This window comes from Aquariibacter albus, from assembly GCF_014145335.1.
In the GTDB taxonomy this organism is placed as follows: domain Bacteria; phylum Pseudomonadota; class Gammaproteobacteria; order Burkholderiales; family Burkholderiaceae_C; genus Aquariibacter; species Aquariibacter albus.
The window spans coordinates 1,009,816-1,028,336 of sequence record NZ_JACIVI010000001.1; the positions used below are offsets into that span (position 1 = coordinate 1,009,816).

Sequence of the window (18,521 nt, forward strand, 5' to 3'; positions counted from 1 at the left end):
CTCAAGCCCCCTTCTTCGAGCTGGCGAGCGACTTCGCCGCCGCATGGATGGCCGCGCGGATGCGCGGGTAGGTGCCGCAGCGGCAGACATTGCCGGCCATGGCCGCGTCGATCTCGGCATCGCTGGGCTGGGGGTTGGCGGCCAGCAGCGCCGTCGCGCCCATGATCTGGCCGCTCTGGCAGTAGCCGCACTGGGCCACGTCGTGCGCAATCCAGGCCGCGCGAACGGCGGCCCCGGCGGCCGCCGCCGGGCCCTGCTCGCCCACCGCCTCGATGGTCGTGACCGCCTGCGCCCCCACCGCGGCGATCGGCAGCACGCAGGACCGGGTGGCCTGGCCGTCGACATGCACCGTGCACGCCCCGCAGGCCGCGATGCCGCAGCCGAACTTGCTGCCGCACAGGCCCAGCTCGTCGCGCAGCACCCAGAGCAAGGGCGTGGAGGGGTCGGACTGCACCGGCGTGGGCCGGCCGTTGAGGTTCAGGGTTGTCGTGGGCATCGCTTCTCCGGGCGGTGGGTCGGTGTCGTGGGCAGGCGAACTGGACGCAAGGGATTTGTCAGCCGGCCGATGTTCGCGCCTGGGCCTGCCCGCCGGGATGCACCCCGGCAAGCCCCGCCGACGGCCCAGGGCAAATCCCGGGCCACGGACAAAGCCCCTTCAAGCGTGTAGGCCACACCGCCCTGCCCCGCCACCTGCCAGGCCGAGGAGCGGCTCCTAAACTGCGGCCATGACCTTTCTTGCCGACCTGCGCAAAAGCTACGAACGGGCCACCTTCGACGAGACCGAAGCCGCCGAAGCCCCGCTCGCCCAGTTCCAGACCTGGCTGCAGCAGGCCATCGACGGCGGCGTGCCCGAGCCCACCGCCATGACCCTGGCCACCGTCGGCCCCGAAGGCCGGCCCTCCACCCGCGTCGTGCTGCTCAAGGGCTGCGATGCGCGCGGCCTCATCTGGTACACCAACTACGCCAGCCGCAAGGGCCGTGAACTGGCCGCCCACCCCTGGGCCGCCCTGCAATTCCACTGGGTCGAGCTGGAACGGGTGGTGCGCATCGAAGGCCGCGTCGAACGCCTGCCCGAGGCCGAGTCGGACGCCTACTACGCCTCCCGCCCGCTCGATTCCCGCCTGGGCGCCTGGGCCTCGCCGCAAAGCGAAGTCATCCCCGGCCGCAGCGTGCTCGTCACCCAGGCCGCCGAAGCCGCCCTGCGCCACGGCCTGAACCCGCCCCGCCCGCCGCACTGGGGCGGCTTCGTCCTGCACCCCGAAGCCTGGGAGTTCTGGCAAGGCCGCAAGAGCCGCCTGCACGACCGCATCCGCTACCGGCCGGCCGATCCGGGGCGGGGGGAGGCGGGGTGGGTGAGGGAGAGGTTGGCGCCGTGAGGGGTTGGCCGTTGGGTCATGAAGCGCTGACCTGCCCGGTGCCGCGATCCCACACAACTCCATGTGCCTGAAACGAAGCAGGCCTGTCCCGCCGGCCTGTCCGCTGCCCAGCCGTCGCAGAGCCAGGCGACCGCTTGGATGCACGGCAACGCCCCGCCGGATGTCGCGCCCTTGGCCAGTTACTCGACGTGGACGATCGGCAGGGCTTCCTGCGGTCGACCGGAGGCCGGGCTGCCAAGTCCGAACACGGCGGGGCGGCCTTGCCGTGTCCCTCAAGGGACGGACCGCCCCCGGCACGTTCCGCTCGGAAACTGACTGGCCTGGATCAACACGCCGGGCGCGCTGGTGGAGGGCTTTCGGCTGACGCTGTGCAGGGCATGGCACGGCGGCTTGGGAGCGGCCGGCCAGGTTGGGAATCCTGCCCTCCGATCGTGCTTGGGTGACCTCGTCACTTACGAGCGGTGCGGGCGGACTTACGGTGCGGTTTTCTGTTCCCAGAACCGGAGGCCCCCATGTCTATATCTTCATGCCTGTCGTCACCGGCGGCCCGCCGGCTTGGCGTGTTCTCCCTGGGCAGGGGCGCGCTGGCCGGGCTGCTGCTGGCCGGAATATCGGCCGCGGGTGCGGGTCCGGCCACGCCGGGGCCGATGGGCCCGCACCGCATCCTGCTGAGCAATGCAGCGGGCGAGCAGGTGGAACTGGGCCGTGTGAGCTTCGAGCCAGCGGGTGAGGGCCGCTGGCGCTTCAAGGTGAAGCTGGATGCCGACCGGACCTCGGAGCACTTCCTCGCGATGCGGCCCTTCAAGTGCCTGACCGGTCCCAAGCAGCAGATCTGCCACTTCCCCTACGAGGTGGAGCCGGTGATCAGCCGCTCGGACCTGGTGCCGCTGGAATACGCGCTGATGTTCCTGCACAAGAAGCCGTCGGTGCCGCACATCGGCAGCCGCAACGGCCACTACTACCGACTGCGCTGGGCGCAGGCAGGGGGCACGCTGATTGAGGGGCGGCTGCACGATGTCGACATGGACCCCATCATCGCCCCCAAGGGCAATCCGGAGCGACCGATCGTGCCGGCCGATCTGGCCGAGGCGGACGAGAACTCGCACTGGATGACCCGGCTGCATATCGAAGCCCTTCCTGCCGCGAAATGATCCACGGACAAGCGGCCCGCAACCTGGGCATTGCGCAGCAAGGTGTCGGACCTTGGGGGCAGCGCCACTGAGGCAAAGGCCGCGTCGGCTTCGGTCAGGAAGGCCAGGGTGGCGCCCAGCCGCTCCAGGAAGCTCGCGGTCAGACCGACCCGGTGCAGGTCCTCAGCCACGCTTTTTGGCGGCCTTGCCGGTCTTGGCGGGGGCGACCGTCATTGCGCGTGCCGCCGTACCCCCTCGGGGCCGCACGCCGCACCCCGGCCCGCCCGCTCTCAAAAGGAGGCCGGGCCGCCCCAAGTTGCCTGGACCCCCGCGGGGCCGGGCTGGGCGCAGCCCGGCCCTGGGGGCGCTCAGTAACTGAACCGCAGCCCTGCACTCACGCTGCGTCCCCCCAGCGGCGCCAGCCGCCGCACGGTGGCGATGGTGCTGGCGTTGTAGGCCAGTTCGTCGGTCAGGTTGTCCAGGCGCAGGAAGAACAGGGCTTCGCGGTCGTCCGCCAGGCGCCAGCGGTGGCTGGCGGCCAGGTTGAGCACGGTGGACGAGGGGGTGGCTTCGTCCTCGGCGGGCACGCGGTCCTGGCGGGCGGCGTGGCGGGCTTCGGCACGCAGGGTCCAGCCGGCCCAGCCGTGGGCCAGGCTGAGGCCCAGGCGCTGCGGCGGGATGCGCGGCAGGGCCTCGCCGGCGCTGAGGTTTTCGGCCCGCACGCGGTCCAGGCTGGCGCCGAGCTCGGTCCAGTGCGCGCCCTCGCCGCGGCCATGCGTCCAGCGCCAGTGGCCTTCCAGTTCGAAGCCGGTGAAGCGCGCACGGACCGGCTGGAAGGCGTAGATGGGCACCGGGCCTTCGTCGGTGTCGGCGTCGGCCCCCGTGGGGATCAGGCCGATGAAGCGACTGAAGTCGCTGCGGTAGAGCTGGCCGCTGATCCGCGCCGGGCCGGATTGCCAGGCCAGGCCCAGGTCCAGGCTGCGGGCGCGTTCGGTGGGCAGGCTGGGGTCACCCTGCTCGAAGGCGGCGGTGGCCAGGTGCAGGCCCTTGGCGTAGAGCTCGTAGTCGGTGGGCGCGCGTTCGCTGCGGGCGAGGTTGACGCTGGCCTGCCAGCCCGAGGCCAGGGGCCACAGCAGGCCGGCGGCCAGGCTGCGGGCGGTGAAGCGGCGGCTTTGGGCGTCGCCGAACTGCGGGTCGGCGCCGGGCGCGTCGCCGGCGGAGGCGATGCGGCTGCGCTCCAGGCGGGCGCCGAAGCTCAGGCGGGGTTCGCGCAGGCCGCGCGGGTCGCCGGCCTCGGCCCGGCCGGGCTGGCGGGCAGCAGCTGCAGGGGCAGTTTCGGCTTCCGGCGCGCGGCCCAGCAGGGCGCCGAGCGGCAGCTCTTCGTGCAGGAAGACGGCCTGCTGGCGGCTGCGGGTCGCGGGCAGGAAGGCTTCCTCGCCCAGGGCGCTGAAGCGGCTGCGTTCGAGCTGCAGGCCGAGGACGCCGCGCATCGCGCCCAGGGGCGCATGCTCGGCCTCGAAGCGCGCATCCTGCCCCTTGCGGCCGAAGCGGGTCCCGACGGCGCCATCGCCTTCCACCTCGGCATGGCGGTAGTCGCTGTCCTGCACCCGGCCGCTCAGGCGGCGCAGCGGGCCCTGGGCCCAGCGCCATTCGCCGGCGAGGGCCAGCTTGTCCTGCTTCATGCGGATGGTCACGTCCTCCTCGGCGACGATGCCGTAGCGGTTCTCGTAGCGGTCCAGGGCCAGGCCGAGGTGGCCGTCGCGGCCCACCCAGCTTAGGCCGACGGCGCCGCCCTCGGCGCGGCTGGCCGAGTTGAGGACGCGGTCGGCGCGGGTGCTGCCGCCCGCGCCGTCGGGCCGGTCGTAGCGCGGGGTGCGCAGGTCCTCGGTGCGGCGGCGGAAGGCGTCCACATGCAGGACGAGGCCGGTGCCGGCCGCAGCACCGGGCAGCACGGTGGCGTCCAGCACGGCGCTGGCGCCCTCCTCCCGGGCGGCGCCGCCGCCGCGCAGCTCGACCGCGCCTTCCACGCCCTCGGGCGTCTCGGTGGCGATGCGGCGGTCGAGGGCGTTGACGACACCGCCGATCGCGCTGCCACCGTAGAGCAGGGCCGCCGGGCCGCGCAGCACCTCGATGCGGGTGACGGCCAGCGGGTCGATGGGCACGGCGTGGTCGAAGCTGAGGCCGGAGGCGTCAAGGCTGGCACCGCCGTTGTTCAGGATGCGGATGCGGTCGCCGTCCAGGCCGCGGATCAGCGGCCGGTTGGCATTCGGGCCGAAGGCGGTGGCGGCGACGCCGGGGGTGCCGGACAGGGTCTCGGCCAGGGAGCTGCCGCGGCGCAGGACCAGGGCCTCGCCCTGGATGACGGTGGCCGGCGTGCCGGTGACCTCCTGCCCCAGCGGGTTGCCGGTGATGAGGCGCGGCGGCAGGGTGGCCGCGGCGGGTGCGTCTGCCGAATCGGATGGGGGGGACTGGGCGGCCAGCGGGCCGGTGAAGGCGGCCAGCAAGGCCAGCAGCAGGCGGCGCGGCACGGGCGCCGCGGACAGGGAAGCAATCGAGGACATGGACGACCTGGGGACAGGCCCGGCCCCGGCAGGGGGCGCGGGCTGCGGGGCCGCTGGGCGCCAGGCAGGTGGCGTGGCAGGGCAGCGGCCGGGGCCATGCGAGGCCGACCGACCGTCCTCCAGGACGCCGGGCCAGGCCGCAAGGCGCGACACGACCGGTCCCCGGTCGCCGTGCGGGCGACGAGGGGAGCGGCCGGAGCCTCAGGCCCGCAGGGGGGGATCGCGCGCCCGGGCGGCCGGGGCCTCGGCCTGCGGCGGGGCCGGCCGGGGAACGGCGGGGCGGGCTTCGGCCGCGGGCCCGGCGGGCAGGCCGGGCGGGACGGGCAGGCCAAGCGGCGCCTGGGCCAGGTCGTCGAGCAGCTGGCAGAGCGCGCTGCCGGCCGCATGGTCGGCCGCATGCGCGGGCGAGGACACCGGATGCCCGTGGCCGTGAAGCGCTTGCGGGCCGGCCGCTGCGGCTGGCGTCTGCGCCAGGGCCTTGGCGGGGCCGAAGGCGACTTGCCCGCCCGAGGGCAGACCATGGGCCAGTCCGTGGACCCGGCCCAGCCCCTGGGCCAGCAGCAGGGCCAGGACCAGCAACACCCGCCCCAGCAGGCCGGACCGCGACGCCCACAGCCCAGCCCGCCCCCGGCGCAGGGGACCGGCCGCCGACCGCCTACCCCCAGGGGGCAGGCGAGGCGACGTGGGCAAGGGCTTGGGGCTCATGGGCCGCCGTCCAGCCTCAGCGCAGCTTGCGCCGGCCGGGGAAGGCCTGGCGGAAGGCCTCGACCTTGGCCTTGGCGACGAACAGGCAGTAGGGCTGGTTCGGATGCTCGGCGACGTAGTTCTGGTGGTAGCCCTCGGCCGGCCAGTAGCTGTGCTCGGGCTCGACTTCGGTGACCACGGTCTGGCCGGCGGCCCGGCGTGCGGCGATCACTTCGGCCGCGGTCGCTGCCTGGGCCTCGCTGTGGGTGTAGATGCCGCTGCGGTACTGGGGGCCGACGTCAGCGCCCTGGCGGTTGGGCTGGCTGGGGTCGTGCACCTCGAAGAAGATCTCGAGCAGGGTGCGGTAGCTGACACGCTCGGGGTCGAAGCGCACGCGGATCACTTCGGCATGGCCGGTGCGGCCGGTGCAGACCTGCTCGTAGCTGGGCGAGGCGACCTGCCCCTGGCTGTAGCCGGACTGCACGGCCAGCACGCCCTCGACGTCGAGGAAGACGGCCTCGGTGCACCAGAAGCAGCCACCCGCCAGGGTGGCCAGTTCGGAGGCGGGGGTCGAAGGGGCGGCGGTGTCCATGGTGCAGGCAGGGCGGGGGCGATGCGGGTCGGTCGCGCGGGGGCTGCGCATCCTGACACGGTCTTCATGCCCATCTTGCATGAGCCGTCAAGCCCCGGCCCCACCACCTGGCCCGACGCCTGGCCCGCCGCTTCGGCTGCGGGTCGACCGAGGCGGCGGACGAGGGGCCGTGGAGGCGACACTCGCGGCCTGTTCCGGGCCCCTCTCCCGCCGCCCGACCTCTGTGTTCCGCCTGCCACCGTGGCCATTCCCGCCGATTTCCTGCAGACCCTGCTCGCCCGCGTCGACATCGTCGAGGTGGTCGGCCGGCATGTGCAGCTCAAGAAGGCCGGCGTCAACCACAAGGGCCTGTGCCCCTTCCACGGTGAGAAATCGCCGAGCTTCATCGTCAGCCCGAGCCGCCAGACCTACCACTGCTTCGGCTGCGGCGTGCACGGCGATGCGCTGCGCTTCCTGGTCGAGTACGCCGGCCTGGGCTTCAAGGATGCCGTGGCCGAACTCGCCGGCGGCGTCGGCCTGCAGGTGCCCGAGGACGAACGCAGCCCGGCCGAGCGCGAGCGCGACAAGGCCGCCAAGGCCCGCCAGCACACCCTGACCGAGGTGCTGGCCCGGGCCGCCGCGCACTACAAGGCCCAGCTCAAGGCCAGCCCCAAGGCGATTGCCTACCTGAAGGGCCGCGGCCTGTCGGGCGAGATCGCCGCCCGCTTCGGCCTGGGCTATGCCCCCGAGGGCTGGCGCGGCCTGGCGAGCGTCTTCCCGCGCTACGACGACCCCCTGCTGGCCGATTCAGGCCTGGTCATCCTGAAGGACGAGGACGGCGCCGATGCGGCCGAGGCCCGGCGCTACGACCGCTTCCGCGACCGGGTCATGTTCCCGATCCGCAACGTGACCGGCGAGGTCATCGGCTTCGGCGGGCGCGTGCTCGATGGCGGCGAGCCCAAGTACCTGAACTCGCCCGAGACGCCGGTCTTCCACAAGGGCCGCGAGCTCTACGGCCTGTTCGAGGCGCGGGCGGCGCTGCGGCGGGTCGGCCATGTGCTGGTGGTCGAGGGCTACATGGACGTGGTGGCCCTGGCCCAGCTCGGCATCGAGAACGCGGTGGCCACGCTCGGCACCGCCTGCACGGCCGAGCATGTGCAGAAGCTCTTCCGCTTCACCGAGCAGGTGGTCTTCAGCTTCGACGGCGATGCCGCCGGCCGCCGTGCCGCCGGCCGCGCGCTGGAGGCCGCCCTGCCCCATGCCAGCGACACGCGCAGCGTGCGCTTTCTCTTCCTGCCACCCGAACACGACCCCGACAGCTATGTGCGCGAGCATGGCGCCGAGGCCTTCCAGCGCCTGGTCGAGCAGGCGGTGCCGCTCTCGCGCCAGCTGGTCGAGCAGGCCGCCGAGGGCTGCGAGCTGGGCAGCGCCGAGGGCCGCGCACGCGCCCTGGCCCAGGCCCGGCCGATGTGGACGGCCCTGCCCGACGGCGCGCTCAAGCGCGGCCTGCTGGGCGAGCTGGCCGCGCTCGGCCGGCTGGAGGCGGAGGACCTGCTGCAGCTCTGGTCCAGCCCGGCGGGGCGCAGCCGGGGCCGCGCCGAGGCAGCCCCGCCGCCGGAAGACCGCGCCGACGACGACGGCACCCCGCGCAGCGGCTGGCGCGGCAAGCGCGATGCCGAGGGCCGCTGGCGCGACAAGCCCTGGGCCGGCGGGCGCGACCGTGATCGCGAGGCCAGTGCGCCGCGGGGCCCGCGCCGTGCGCCCGCCAGCCCGGCCGACCACGTGCTGCGCCTGCTGCTGACCGACCCGGCCGGCTGGGACCGGCTCGGCCCCGAGGACCATGAGCTGCTGCATGCCCTGCCGGCCCCGCTGGGCGCGCTGGTCGCCTGGCTGGAACGCGAGCTGGCCGAGCACGGTCCCCAGCCCTGGCCAGCCCTGCGCGCCGTGTTGCAAGGCCTTGCGCCGGACGACGACGGCGAGCCGCCGGCCTTCGCCCGTGCCGCGCTGCGCCTGGTGCCCGAGGGCCTGGCCGATCTCGCGCCCGACCCCGGCGGCGAGAGCCCGGTCGTGGCCGAATCGCCGCAGGCCCTGCGTCGCCTCGTCGACCGGCTGTGGATCGAGCAGCTCAAGCGCGAGGAAAGCGAGGCCATCGCCGCGGCCGCACAAGACCCGGCCGCCCTGCAGCGCTGGCGGGCCCTGCACACCCGCCGGCGTGCGCTGGAAACCAGCCTGGCCCAGACGCCGGGCTGAGGCCGCGTCCCGGGTTGCCGAGGTGGGCGCAGGTACAATCCGCCGCTTCCGAATGCGGCAAGAGTGACCGCAGACCGAGCGACCCCCGGCCCCCCGCGAAACGGGCAGCATCCATGGGCCACCGGCACCGCCTCTCTGCACTGACACGGTTCACGCAAGCTTGCCGCTGCGAGGGGTTGGCGCCTTGGCGCGGGAGAGACCCTTCGTCCACGGGCCGGCGGCACCGCCTGGCGCCGTCCTTGCAAGCCTGGCCCTCGGCCGGGCCTGCCTGCCCCATCCCTGAGATTGACCCCCGAGGATCCGCATGACCGCGAAGAAGAGCGCGCCCGCCAAGACGGCGAAGGCCCCCGCCGCCCCGCTGCCCGCCGAAGACGCCGCCAAGACGGCCCCGGCCCGCGCCGCGGGCAAGGCCAAGACGGGCGCCAAGGCCGTGGCTGAGGAGGTGCTGAACCTCGACGAGGACGCGCCCGCCCGCCCGGCCCGCAAGACGGCGGCCGCCAAGGCGGACAAGCCGGCCAAGGCGGCCAAGGGCAAGGCGGCCAAGGCCGAGCCGGTCAAGGCCGCTGCCGAGGAAGAGGACTTCAGCGACCTGGAAGCCGAGATCGAGGCCGAGGTCGAGGGCGAGGTTGAAGCGGAAGCCAGTGCGGAAAGCCCGGTCGCCGAGATCGAGGCCGACACACCCAAGGCCAAGCCGCTGCGGATGAAGGTCAGCCGGGCCAAGGAACGCGCGCTGATGCGCGAGTTCGGGCTCGACGAGACCCTGCTGACCGATGAGGAAGTCAACAAGCGCCGCCAGGAGCTCAAGACCCTCATCAAGATGGGCAAGACCCGGGGCTACCTGACCCACCAGGAAATCAACGACCACCTGCCCGAGAAGCTGGTGGCCGACGAGATCCTGGAAGCCATCATCTCGATGCTCAACGACATGGGCATCGCGGTCTACGAGCAGGCGCCCGACGCGGCCACCCTGCTGATCGCCGGGGGCAACACCTCCACCTCGACCGAGGAAGAGGCCGAGGAAGAAGCCGAGGCCGCGCTTTCCACCGTCGACAGCGAATTCGGCCGCACGACCGACCCGGTGCGCATGTACATGCGCGAGATGGGCACGGTCGAGCTGCTGACCCGCGAGGGCGAGATCGAGATCGCCAAGCGCATCGAAGGTGGCCTGCAGGCCATGATGCTGGCGATCAGCGAGTCGCCGGCCACCATTGCCGCGATCCTGGAGCTGGCCGACAAGATCCGCGCCGGCGAGATGCAGATCTCCGAGGTCGTCGACGGCTTCGTGTCCGACGACGAGGCCGACGACTACGTGGCCGAGGAAGACTTCGACGAATTCGACGAATCCGAGGACGACGACGGCGCCGGCGGCAGCAAGGCCCTGACCAAGAAGCTCGAGGAGCTGAAGACCGCGGCGCTCGTCAAGCTCGACGAGCTGCGCGAGAACTTCGAGCGCATGCGCAAGGCCTACGAGAAGGACGGCTACAAGGCCCAGTCCTACAACAAGGCCCAGTACGCGGTCAGCGGCGTGATCATGAGCATCCGCTTCACGGTCAAGACGATCGAGAAGCTGTGCGCCATCCTGCGTTCGCAGGTCGACGACATCCGCCGCTACGAGCGCGAGATCCGCAAGATCGTCGTCGACAAGTGCGGCATGCCGCAGGAGCACTTCATCAAGAGCTTCCCGCCCAATGTGCTGAACCTGCAGTGGGCCGAGAAGGAAGCCGCGGCCGGCAAGCCCTACAGCGCGGTGATGGGCCGCAACCTGCCGCCCATCCAGGACCTGCAGCAGAAGCTGGCCGACATCCAGTCGCGCGCCGTCGTGCCGATCGACGACCTGAAGCTCATCAACATGAAGATGAACCAGGGCGAGAAGGCCAGCCGCGACGCGAAGAAGGAAATGATCGAGGCCAACCTGCGCCTGGTCATCTCGATCGCGAAGAAGTACACCAACCGCGGCCTGCAGTTCCTCGACCTGATCCAGGAAGGCAACATCGGCCTGATGAAGGCGGTGGACAAATTCGAATACCGCCGCGGCTACAAGTTCTCGACCTACGCGACCTGGTGGATCCGCCAGGCCATCACGCGGTCCATCGCCGATCAGGCGCGCACCATCCGCATCCCGGTGCACATGATCGAGACGATCAACAAGATGAATCGCATCTCGCGCCAGCACCTGCAGGAGTTCGGCTACGAGCCGGACGCCCCGACGCTGGCCGAGAAGATGGAGATGCCCGAGGACAAGATCCGCAAGATCATGAAGATCGCCAAGGAGCCGATCTCCATGGAGACGCCGATCGGCGACGACGACGATTCGCACCTGGGCGACTTCATCGAGGACACCAACAACACCGCACCGATCGAAGCCGCCATGCAGGCCGGCCTGCGCGATGTGGTGAAGGACATCCTCGATTCGCTGACGCCGCGCGAAGCCAAGGTGCTGCGCATGCGCTTCGGCATCGAGATGCAGAGCGACCACACGCTCGAGGAAGTCGGCAAGCAGTTCGACGTGACCCGCGAGCGCATCCGCCAGATCGAGGCCAAGGCCATCCGCAAGCTCAAGCACCCGAGCCGTTCGGACAAGCTGCGCACCTACCTCGACAACCTGTGAGCGAAGGCGGGACGGCGCCGCGGCGCCGCACCGTGCTGTTCGCCGACCTGCGGGGCAGCACCGGGCTGTTCGAGCGGCTGGGCAATGTGTCGGCCGCCGCCCAGGTGGCCGAGCGGGTGGCGGCGATGGTCGCGCTGGCCCGGGCCCATCACGGCCACCCGGTCAAGACCCTCGGCGACGGCCTGATGGCCGTCTTCGTCGAGCCGGGCCATGCCGTGCAGGCCGCCGAGGCCATGCAGCAGCAGGCCCAGTCCTCGGGCGGGCGCCGGCTGGCGCTGCGGGTGGGTCTGGCCCACGGCGAGCTGGTCGCGGTGGGCGAGGACTGGCTCGGCGACGACCTGAACGTTGCCGCCCGGCTGCTGGACCGCGCCGGGGATGACGAGATCCTGGCAACCGCCGAGCTGGTCGCCGCGCTGGACGGCGACGAGCGCGCGCGCTTCCATCGCCTCGGGGCGCTGCGCCTGCGGGGCCGCCAGGCGGTGGTCCAGGCCTATCGGCTGCCGGCCGGCCGGCAGCGTGGGGCGTCGGCGCAGACCGTGGTCTTCGAGGCGTCGCGGATGGTCGGCGGCCTGCCGCAGGCTCAGGTCTTGAGCCTGCGCGGGGAAGGTCTGGACCTCCGGCTCGGCCCGACGGAGCTGCCTGCCACGCTGGGTCGGCGCAGCGATGCGACGGTGCCGTTCACCCAGCCGCGGGTCTCGCGCAGCCATGCCCTGATCGAATGGCGCGAGGGCAGCTTCGAGCTGGTCGACCTCAGCGCGAACGGCAGCTACCTGCGCCTGGGCACGCCGGCCGGCGAGCTGGTGGTGCTGCGCCGCGAGCGCCAGCGCCTGCAGGGCCACGGCTGGATCAGCCTGGGCGGCCCGCCGGGCAGCGAAGGCAGCGCCACGCTGCGCTTCGCCGTGGAAGACCCCGGGCGCTGAGGCTGCGGGCGCCTCCTCAGCGCGGGACCGATGGGGGGCTGCCGAGCAGCCAGTGGCTCAGGGCCGGCAGGTCGACGCCCTGCCAGCAGGCCGGCTGTCCGGGATCGGCCTGCGCGGCCGGACGCAGCCAGGCCGCGCGCAGGCCGGCCCCCCGCGCGCCAAGCACGTCGGCCCGCAGGTCGTCACCGATGTGCAGCACGGCGGCCGGCGCCTGGCCGAGACGCTGGCAGGCCTGGTGGAAGATGCGGGGATCCGGCTTGGCCACCCCCGCCTCGCGGGCCGACAGGCTGCCCCGGAACCAGCGCCCGACGCCCGTCTTCGCGAGATCGGCATTGCCATTGCTGAGGGCATAGAGCGGCCAGCGGGCCGCCAGGCGGTCGAGGGCCTCGGCGACCCCGGGATACAGATCGACGCGCTGGCGCGCCGCGAGAAAGACCTCGAAGGCTTCCCCGGCCCGGCCGGGGTCGTCCCCCGCGCTGCGCAGGGCCTGTTCCAGCGTCAGCCGCCGCAGCGCGCTGAGGTCGTGCGCCAGTGCAGGGTGGGCCCGGCCGACCTGCTCGCGAAGCACGAGCATCCGTGCGGGCGGCCAGGCCGACGCCGTGGCGGGCGCCTCGCGGGCCAGCCAGTCAGCCAGGGCCTGCTCGGCCCGGGCCAAGGTCGGGCCGATCGGCCACAGGGTGTCGTCGAGGTCGAGGGTCAAGGCCCCGAGCCGTGCCGGATCGACCGGCGGCAAAGTGGGCAGGAGGGCATCGGCGCGCATCGCCGAAGTGTGCCGCCCCCGTCCGGCGGCCCGGTGCTGCGGGCGATTCCGAGCGCAGGGCAAGGCCGGCTCGGGCGGCGACAATCCGGCTCCGAATGCCCTTCCCGACCCGATGAAGCACCAGGCCGAACCTTCCTACCGTCACGATCAGGCCGAGCACACCGCCGTCCTCTGGGTGAACCTGGGCACGCCGGACGCCGCCACGGCGCCGGCCCTGCGCCGCTACCTGGCCGAGTTCCTGAGCGACCCGCGCGTGGTCGAGATTCCGCGCCTGGTCTGGCTGCCCATCCTGCACGGCATCATCCTGCGGCTGCGGCCGGCCAAGTCGGCGGCCAAGTACGCGACGGTCTGGACCGAGCAGGGTTCGCCGCTGGCAGTCTGGACCCGCGCCCAGGCGCATCGCCTGGCCGAGGCCTTCGCGCAGGCTGGCCGCGGCGCGCTGCGGGTGCTGCCGGCGATGCGCTACGGCCAGCCGTCGGTGGCGCGCCAGCTCGACGCGCTCAAGGCCGAGGGGGCGACCCGCGTGCTGATCCTGCCGGCCTACCCCCAGTACTCGGCCACCACCACCGCCAGCGTCTTCGACGCGGTCTATGCGTGGGCGGGTCGCCAGCGACGCCTGCCCGAGCTGCGCTTCGTCAACCAGTACCACGACGACCCTGCCTACATCGAGGCCCTGGCCCGCCGCCTGGAGGCCCACTGGGCCGAGCACGGCCGGCCCGATCGCCTGGTGCTGAGCTTCCATGGCGTGCCCGAGCGCACGCTGACGCTCGGCGACCCCTACCACTGCCAGTGCCTGAAGACGGCGCGTCTGCTCGGCGAGCGCCTGGGCCTGCCGCCCGAGCAGTTGCTGACCACCTTCCAGAGCCGCTTCGGCAAGGCCAAGTGGCTAGAGCCCTACACCGAGCCGACCCTGGTCGCCCTGGGCCAGCAAGGCATCGGCCGGGTCGATGTGTTCTGCCCGGGCTTCGTCGCCGACTGCCTGGAGACCCTGGAGGAGATTGCCCAGGAAGCCCGCCACGCCTTCCTGGAGGCCGGCGGCAAGGTCTTCCACCACGTGCCCTGCCTGAATGCCGATCCGGCCTGGATCGAGGCCCTGGCCGGCATCGCCAGCCGCCACCTGCAGGGCTGGCCGGACGGTCCGGCGCCCGAGCCGGCCGAGCGCGCGGCCCGCTGCACCCGGGCCCTGGCCCGGGGCGCCAAGGCTTGAGGCGGTCCGTCCGATGAGCCGCCCGCCCCCGCCGCCGACCGCCCTGCCCGGCGAACGGCTGGATCGATGGCTCTGGGCTGCGCGCTTCTACAAGACCCGCGCCCTCGCGGCCGAGGCGGTCGAGCGCCATCAGGTCAAGGTCAACGGCCAGCCGGCCAAGGTGGCGCGGCAGCTGCATCTCGGCGATGTGCTGGACCTGAGCCCGGGCGGCATGCCGCGCACGGTGCGCGTGCGCGGCCTCAGCGCGGTGCGCGGCCCGGCCCCGGTCGCCCAGCAGCTCTACGAGGAAACGCCCGAAAGCGTGGCGCGGCGGGCCGAGCTGGCCGAGCAGCGCCGCATGGGCATCGAACCTGCATCCAGCCTGGACCAGGGGCGCCCCACCAAGCGCGACCGGCGCCAGCTGGTCGAATGGCAGCGCTGGAGCGTGAGCCTGGACTGAGCGGCCCCCCCCCGCCCCGGCAAGACCCGCCGGCCGACGCGGATTTTTTTCGTCCCCAGCCCTTGAAGCCCGGCGAGGGGCCCCCATCTGCCGGCCATCGCGGGATCGACGCCGATCCCATCTCCTGTCCCGCCGACCGGCACCCCGCCCTTCCGCCCGATGTCCGACGCCACCCGTTCCGAACCGTCCTTTGACGCCGCCCCCCTGCCCCAGGCCGGCACCGCCGAGCCGACGACCGCCGTGCCGGCCGATGTCGCCGCCGAACTGGCCGAGCTGAAGCAACGCCACGCCGAGGTTTCGGATGCCTTCCTGCGCGCCAAGGCCGAGGTCGAGAACACCCGCCGCCGCGCTGAGGAGGAAGTCTCCAAGGCCCGCAAGTTCGCGGTGGAGTCCTTTGCCGAGAGCATGCTGCCGGTCAAGGACAGCCTCGAAGCCGCGCTGGCCATCGAGAACGCCACGCCGGAGCAGCTGCGCGAAGGCAGCCATGCCACCCTGCGCCAGCTGGCCCAGGCCCTGGAGCGCCACAAGGTGGTCGAGCTTGCCCCGGCCGCCGGCAGCAAGTTCGATCCGCACCAGCACCAGGCCATCAGCGTCGTGCCCTCGGAGCACGAGGCCAACGCCGTGGTCGCCGTGCTGCAGAAGGGCTATCTGATCGTCGACCGCGTGCTGCGGCCGGCGCTGGTCACGGTCTCGGCCCCGAAGTGATGCCCCGCGGGCCGGCCCAGGCCGCGCCCGCCGCCCCTTGAATTCCGCCGCGCGCCCCCCCAACTGCACGGCAAACCTCTTACACCTCTCCCCGGAGCAATCCCATGAGCAAGATCATCGGCATCGACCTCGGCACCACGAACTCCTGCGTGGCCATCATGGAAGGCAACACCACCAAGGTGATCGAGAACAGCGAGGGTGCGCGCACCACGCCGTCGATCATTGCCTACCAGGAGGATGGCGAGGTGCTGGTCGGCGCCTCGGCCAAGCGCCAGGCGGTCACCAACCCGCGCAACACCCTGTACGCGGTCAAGCGCCTGATCGGCCGCAAGTTCACCGAGAAGGAAGTGCAGAAGGACATCGACCTGATGCCCTACACCATCAGCGCCGCCGACAACGGCGATGCCTGGGTGGAGGTGCGCGGCAAGAAGTTCGCGCCGCCGCAGGTCAGCGCCGAGGTGCTGCGCAAGATGAAGAAGACCGCCGAGGACTACCTCGGCGAAGCGGTGACCGAAGCCGTCATCACCGTGCCGGCCTACTTCAACGACGCCCAGCGCCAGGCCACCAAGGACGCCGGCCGCATCGCCGGCCTGGAAGTCAAGCGCATCATCAACGAGCCCACCGCCGCGGCCCTGGCCTTCGGCCTGGACAAGCACGGCAAGGGCGACCGCAAGATCGCGGTGTATGACCTGGGCGGCGGCACCTTCGACATCTCGATCATCGAGATCGCCGACGTCGACGGCGAGATGCAGTTCGAAGTGCTGTCGACCAACGGCGACACCTTCCTCGGCGGCGAGGACTTCGACCAGCGCATCATCGACTTCATCATCGGCGAGTTCAAGAAGGAACAGGGCGTCGACCTGAGCAAGGACGTGCTGGCCCTGCAGCGCCTCAAGGAAGCCGCGGAGAAGGCCAAGATCGAGCTGTCCTCGTCCTCGGCCACCGACGTGAACCTGCCCTACATCACGGCCGACGCGACCGGCCCCAAGCACCTCAACATCCGCCTGAGCCGCGCGAAGCTGGAGTCGCTGGTCGAGGAGCTGATCGAGCGCACCATCGCCCCCTGCCGCACCGCGGTGAAGGATGCCGGCGTGAACGTGGCCGACATCGACGACGTGATCCTGGTCGGCGGCATGACCCGCATGCCCAAGGTGCAGGACACGGTCAAGGCCTTCTTCGGCAAGGAGCCGCGCAAGGACGTGAACCCCGACGAGGCCGTGGCCGTCGGTGCCGCCATCCAGGGCCAGGTGCTCTCGGGCGACCGCAAGGACGTGCTGCTGCTCGACGTCACCCCGCTGTCCCTGGGCATCGAGACCCTGGGCGGTGTGATGACCAAGATGATCAAGAAGAACACCACCATCCCGACCAAGTTCGCGCAGGTGTTCTCGACCGCCGACGACAACCAGCCGGCCGTGACGATCAAGGTCTTCCAGGGCGAGCGCGAGATGGCCGCCGGCAACAAGAGCCTGGGCGAGTTCAACCTCGAAGGCATCCCGCCGGCCCCGCGCGGCACGCCGCAGATCGAGGTCTCCTTCGACATCGACGCCAACGGCATCCTGCACGTCGGCGCGAAGGACAAGGGCACCGGCAAGGAGAACAAGATCACCATCAAGGCGAACTCGGGCCTCTCGGAAGAAGAGATCCAGAAGATGGTGAAGGACGCCGAGCTGAACGCCGCCGAGGATGCGAAGAAGCTCGAACTGATCCAGGCCCGCAACCAGGGCGACGCCATGGTGCACTCGGTGCGCAAGAGCCTGGCCGAGCATGGCGACAAGCTCGAAGCCGGCGAGAAGGAGAAGATCGAAGCCGCGCTCAAGGAGGCCGACGAGGCCCTGAAGGGCGAGGACAAGGACGCGATCGAGGCCAAGACCGAAGCCCTGATGAGCGTGAGCCAGAAGCTGGGCGAGAAGGTCTATGCCGAAGCCCAGGCGGCGCAGGCAGCGGCGGCGGCCGGCGGTGCCGGTTCGGCCGCGGCGGGCGCCGAGGCCCCGAAGGCTGCGGCGGCGGCCGACGATGTCGTCGATGCCGACTTCAAGGAAGTCAAGGACGCGAAGTGATCGTGACACGGGCCGCCCTGCGCCCCGACGCGCCGCCCGCAGCCCGGGCGGCCTCCCACTGACCCCGCGTCCGGCCCTCGTGCATCCCACGAGGGCCTTGCGCCTTTCCAGCTGACTCCCGATGGCCAAGCGCGACTACTACGACATCCTCGGCGTGCCGAAGAGCGCGAGCGACGACGACATCAAGAAGGCCTACCGCAAGCTGGCCATGAAGTACCACCCCGACCGCAACCAGGGCGAGGGGGCCAAGGAAGCCGAGGAGAAATTCAAGGAGGCCAAGGAGGCCTACGAGATGCTCTCCGACCCGCAGAAGCGGGGGGCCTATGACCAGTTCGGCCATGCCGGGGTCGACCCGAACATGGGCGGCCGCGGCGCCGGGGGCGAGGGCATGGGCGGCTTCGCCGAAGCCTTCGGCGACATCTTCGGGGACATCTTCGGCCAGGGCGGCGGCCGCCGTGGCCAGCAGGTCTACCGCGGCAGCGACCTCTCCTACTCGATGGAGATCACGCTGGAGGAAGCCGCCTTCGGCAAGGAAACGCAGATCCGCATCCCGAGCTGGGAGGAATGCGGCAGCTGCAAGGGCAGTGGTGCCAAGGCCGGCACCAGCGCCAAGGCCTGCACGCCCTGCAACGGCACCGGCACCGTCCACCTGCGCCAGGGCTTCTTCAGCATCCAGCAGACCTGCCCGCACTGCCGCGGCAGCGGCAAGATCATTCCGGAGCCCTGCCCCGCCTGCAACGGCGCGGGTCAGATCAAGAAGCAGAAGACGCTGGAAGTGCGCATCCCGGCCGGCATCGCTGAAGGCATGCGGATCCGCTCGGCCGGCAACGGCGAGCCCGGCAGCAATGGCGGCCCCCCGGGCGACCTCTACATCGAGATCCGCATCAAGGCCCATGAGGTCTTCGAGCGTGACGGCGACGACCTGCACTGCACCGTGCCGGTCAGCGTGAGCACGGCCGCGCTCGGCGGGGCGATCGAGGTGCCGACCCTGGCGGGCAAGGCCGAGATCGAGCTGCCCGAGGGCACCCAGCATGGCAAGACCTTCCGCCTGCGCGGCAAGGGCGTGAAGGGCGTGCGGGCCAGCACGCCGGGCGACCTCTACTGCCATGTGGCGGTGGAGATCCCGGTCAAGCTCAACGACACCCAGCGCAAGCTCTTCCGCGAGCTTGACGAGGCCCTGCAGCAGGGCGGCGACAAGCACTCGCCGAACGCCAAGAGCTGGACAGACCGGGTCAAGGACCTGTTCAAGTAAG

The 18,521-nt window shown here is 71.9% G+C and carries 15 protein-coding genes; 10 read left to right on the forward strand and 5 right to left on the reverse strand.

Annotated elements, in window-relative coordinates:
• Position 1: 1 nt before the first annotated feature.
• Positions 2 to 496 (reverse strand): (2Fe-2S)-binding protein, encoded by a 495-nt coding sequence (locus tag H4F90_RS04540; RefSeq protein WP_182661869.1) that lies wholly within the window; start codon positions 494 to 496, stop codon positions 2 to 4.
• Positions 497 to 725: 229 nt separating this feature from the next.
• Between H4F90_RS04540 and pdxH the strand changes: the two genes are divergently transcribed.
• Together pdxH and H4F90_RS04550 are read left to right on the forward strand one after the other, a co-directional pair.
• A complete protein-coding gene (gene pdxH, locus H4F90_RS04545; protein ID WP_182661871.1) occupies positions 726 to 1,376 on the forward strand; it encodes a pyridoxamine 5'-phosphate oxidase in 651 nt (216 codons plus the stop codon).
• A gap of 512 nt (positions 1,377 to 1,888) precedes the next feature.
• Positions 1,889 to 2,527, forward strand: coding sequence for a hypothetical protein (locus H4F90_RS04550; RefSeq protein ID WP_220486042.1), 639 nt, complete (start codon positions 1,889 to 1,891; stop codon positions 2,525 to 2,527).
• Between the two features lie 347 nt (positions 2,528 to 2,874).
• On the opposite strand, the gene H4F90_RS04555 is transcribed toward H4F90_RS04550, so the two are convergent.
• From H4F90_RS04555 to msrA, 3 genes are all read right to left on the reverse strand, one after another.
• Positions 2,875 to 5,067 (reverse strand): TonB-dependent receptor, encoded by a 2,193-nt coding sequence (locus H4F90_RS04555; RefSeq protein WP_182661873.1) that lies wholly within the window; start codon positions 5,065 to 5,067, stop codon positions 2,875 to 2,877.
• Between the two features lie 201 nt (positions 5,068 to 5,268).
• Positions 5,269 to 5,649, reverse strand: a complete 381-nt coding sequence (locus H4F90_RS04560; protein WP_182661875.1) for a hypothetical protein — start codon at positions 5,647 to 5,649, stop codon at positions 5,269 to 5,271.
• A 139-nt stretch (positions 5,650 to 5,788) separates the two neighbouring features.
• Complete coding sequence (msrA, locus tag H4F90_RS04565; protein WP_182661877.1) at positions 5,789 to 6,343, reverse strand: peptide-methionine (S)-S-oxide reductase MsrA; 555 nt, start codon at positions 6,341 to 6,343, stop codon at positions 5,789 to 5,791.
• 240 nt (positions 6,344 to 6,583) lie between these two features.
• Between msrA and dnaG the strand changes: the two genes are divergently transcribed.
• The 3 genes from dnaG to H4F90_RS04580 all read left to right on the forward strand — a co-directional run bounded on the left by dnaG (position 6,584) and on the right by H4F90_RS04580 (position 12,100).
• Complete coding sequence (dnaG, locus tag H4F90_RS04570; protein WP_182661879.1) at positions 6,584 to 8,572, forward strand: DNA primase; 1,989 nt, start codon at positions 6,584 to 6,586, stop codon at positions 8,570 to 8,572.
• A gap of 304 nt (positions 8,573 to 8,876) precedes the next feature.
• Positions 8,877 to 11,180 carry an RNA polymerase sigma factor RpoD gene (gene rpoD / locus H4F90_RS04575; protein WP_182661881.1) on the forward strand — a complete coding sequence of 768 codons (2,304 nt, stop codon included), beginning with the start codon at positions 8,877 to 8,879 and terminating at the stop codon, positions 11,178 to 11,180.
• Positions 11,177 to 12,100 (forward strand): adenylate/guanylate cyclase domain-containing protein, encoded by a 924-nt coding sequence (locus H4F90_RS04580; RefSeq protein ID WP_182661882.1) that lies wholly within the window; start codon positions 11,177 to 11,179, stop codon positions 12,098 to 12,100. The genes rpoD and H4F90_RS04580 overlap by 4 nt, the downstream gene beginning before the upstream one ends.
• A 16-nt stretch (positions 12,101 to 12,116) precedes the next feature.
• On the opposite strand, the gene H4F90_RS04585 is transcribed toward H4F90_RS04580, so the two are convergent.
• Complete coding sequence (locus H4F90_RS04585) at positions 12,117 to 12,860, reverse strand: HAD family hydrolase (RefSeq protein ID WP_182661885.1); 744 nt, start codon at positions 12,858 to 12,860, stop codon at positions 12,117 to 12,119.
• A gap of 112 nt (positions 12,861 to 12,972) precedes the next feature.
• On the opposite strand from H4F90_RS04585, the gene hemH reads away from it, so the two are divergent.
• The 5 genes from hemH to dnaJ all read left to right on the forward strand — a co-directional run bounded on the left by hemH (position 12,973) and on the right by dnaJ (position 18,520).
• Positions 12,973 to 14,067: a ferrochelatase gene (gene hemH, locus H4F90_RS04590; RefSeq protein ID WP_182661887.1), complete on the forward strand. Its 1,095-nt coding sequence runs from the start codon at positions 12,973 to 12,975 to the stop codon at positions 14,065 to 14,067.
• 13 nt (positions 14,068 to 14,080) lie between these two features.
• The gene (locus H4F90_RS04595) at positions 14,081 to 14,506 is read left to right on the forward strand and encodes an RNA-binding S4 domain-containing protein (RefSeq protein ID WP_182661889.1); all 426 of its coding nucleotides are present in this window, start codon (positions 14,081 to 14,083) and stop codon (positions 14,504 to 14,506) included.
• A gap of 159 nt (positions 14,507 to 14,665) precedes the next feature.
• Positions 14,666 to 15,211 carry a nucleotide exchange factor GrpE gene (gene grpE, locus H4F90_RS04600; RefSeq protein WP_182661891.1) on the forward strand — a complete coding sequence of 182 codons (546 nt, stop codon included), beginning with the start codon at positions 14,666 to 14,668 and terminating at the stop codon, positions 15,209 to 15,211.
• 104 nt (positions 15,212 to 15,315) lie between these two features.
• A complete protein-coding gene (dnaK, locus tag H4F90_RS04605) occupies positions 15,316 to 17,268 on the forward strand; it encodes a molecular chaperone DnaK (protein ID WP_182661893.1) in 1,953 nt (650 codons plus the stop codon).
• Between the two features lie 121 nt (positions 17,269 to 17,389).
• Positions 17,390 to 18,520, forward strand: coding sequence for a molecular chaperone DnaJ (dnaJ, locus tag H4F90_RS04610; RefSeq protein ID WP_182661896.1), 1,131 nt, complete (start codon positions 17,390 to 17,392; stop codon positions 18,518 to 18,520).
• Position 18,521: the final 1 nt, after the last annotated feature.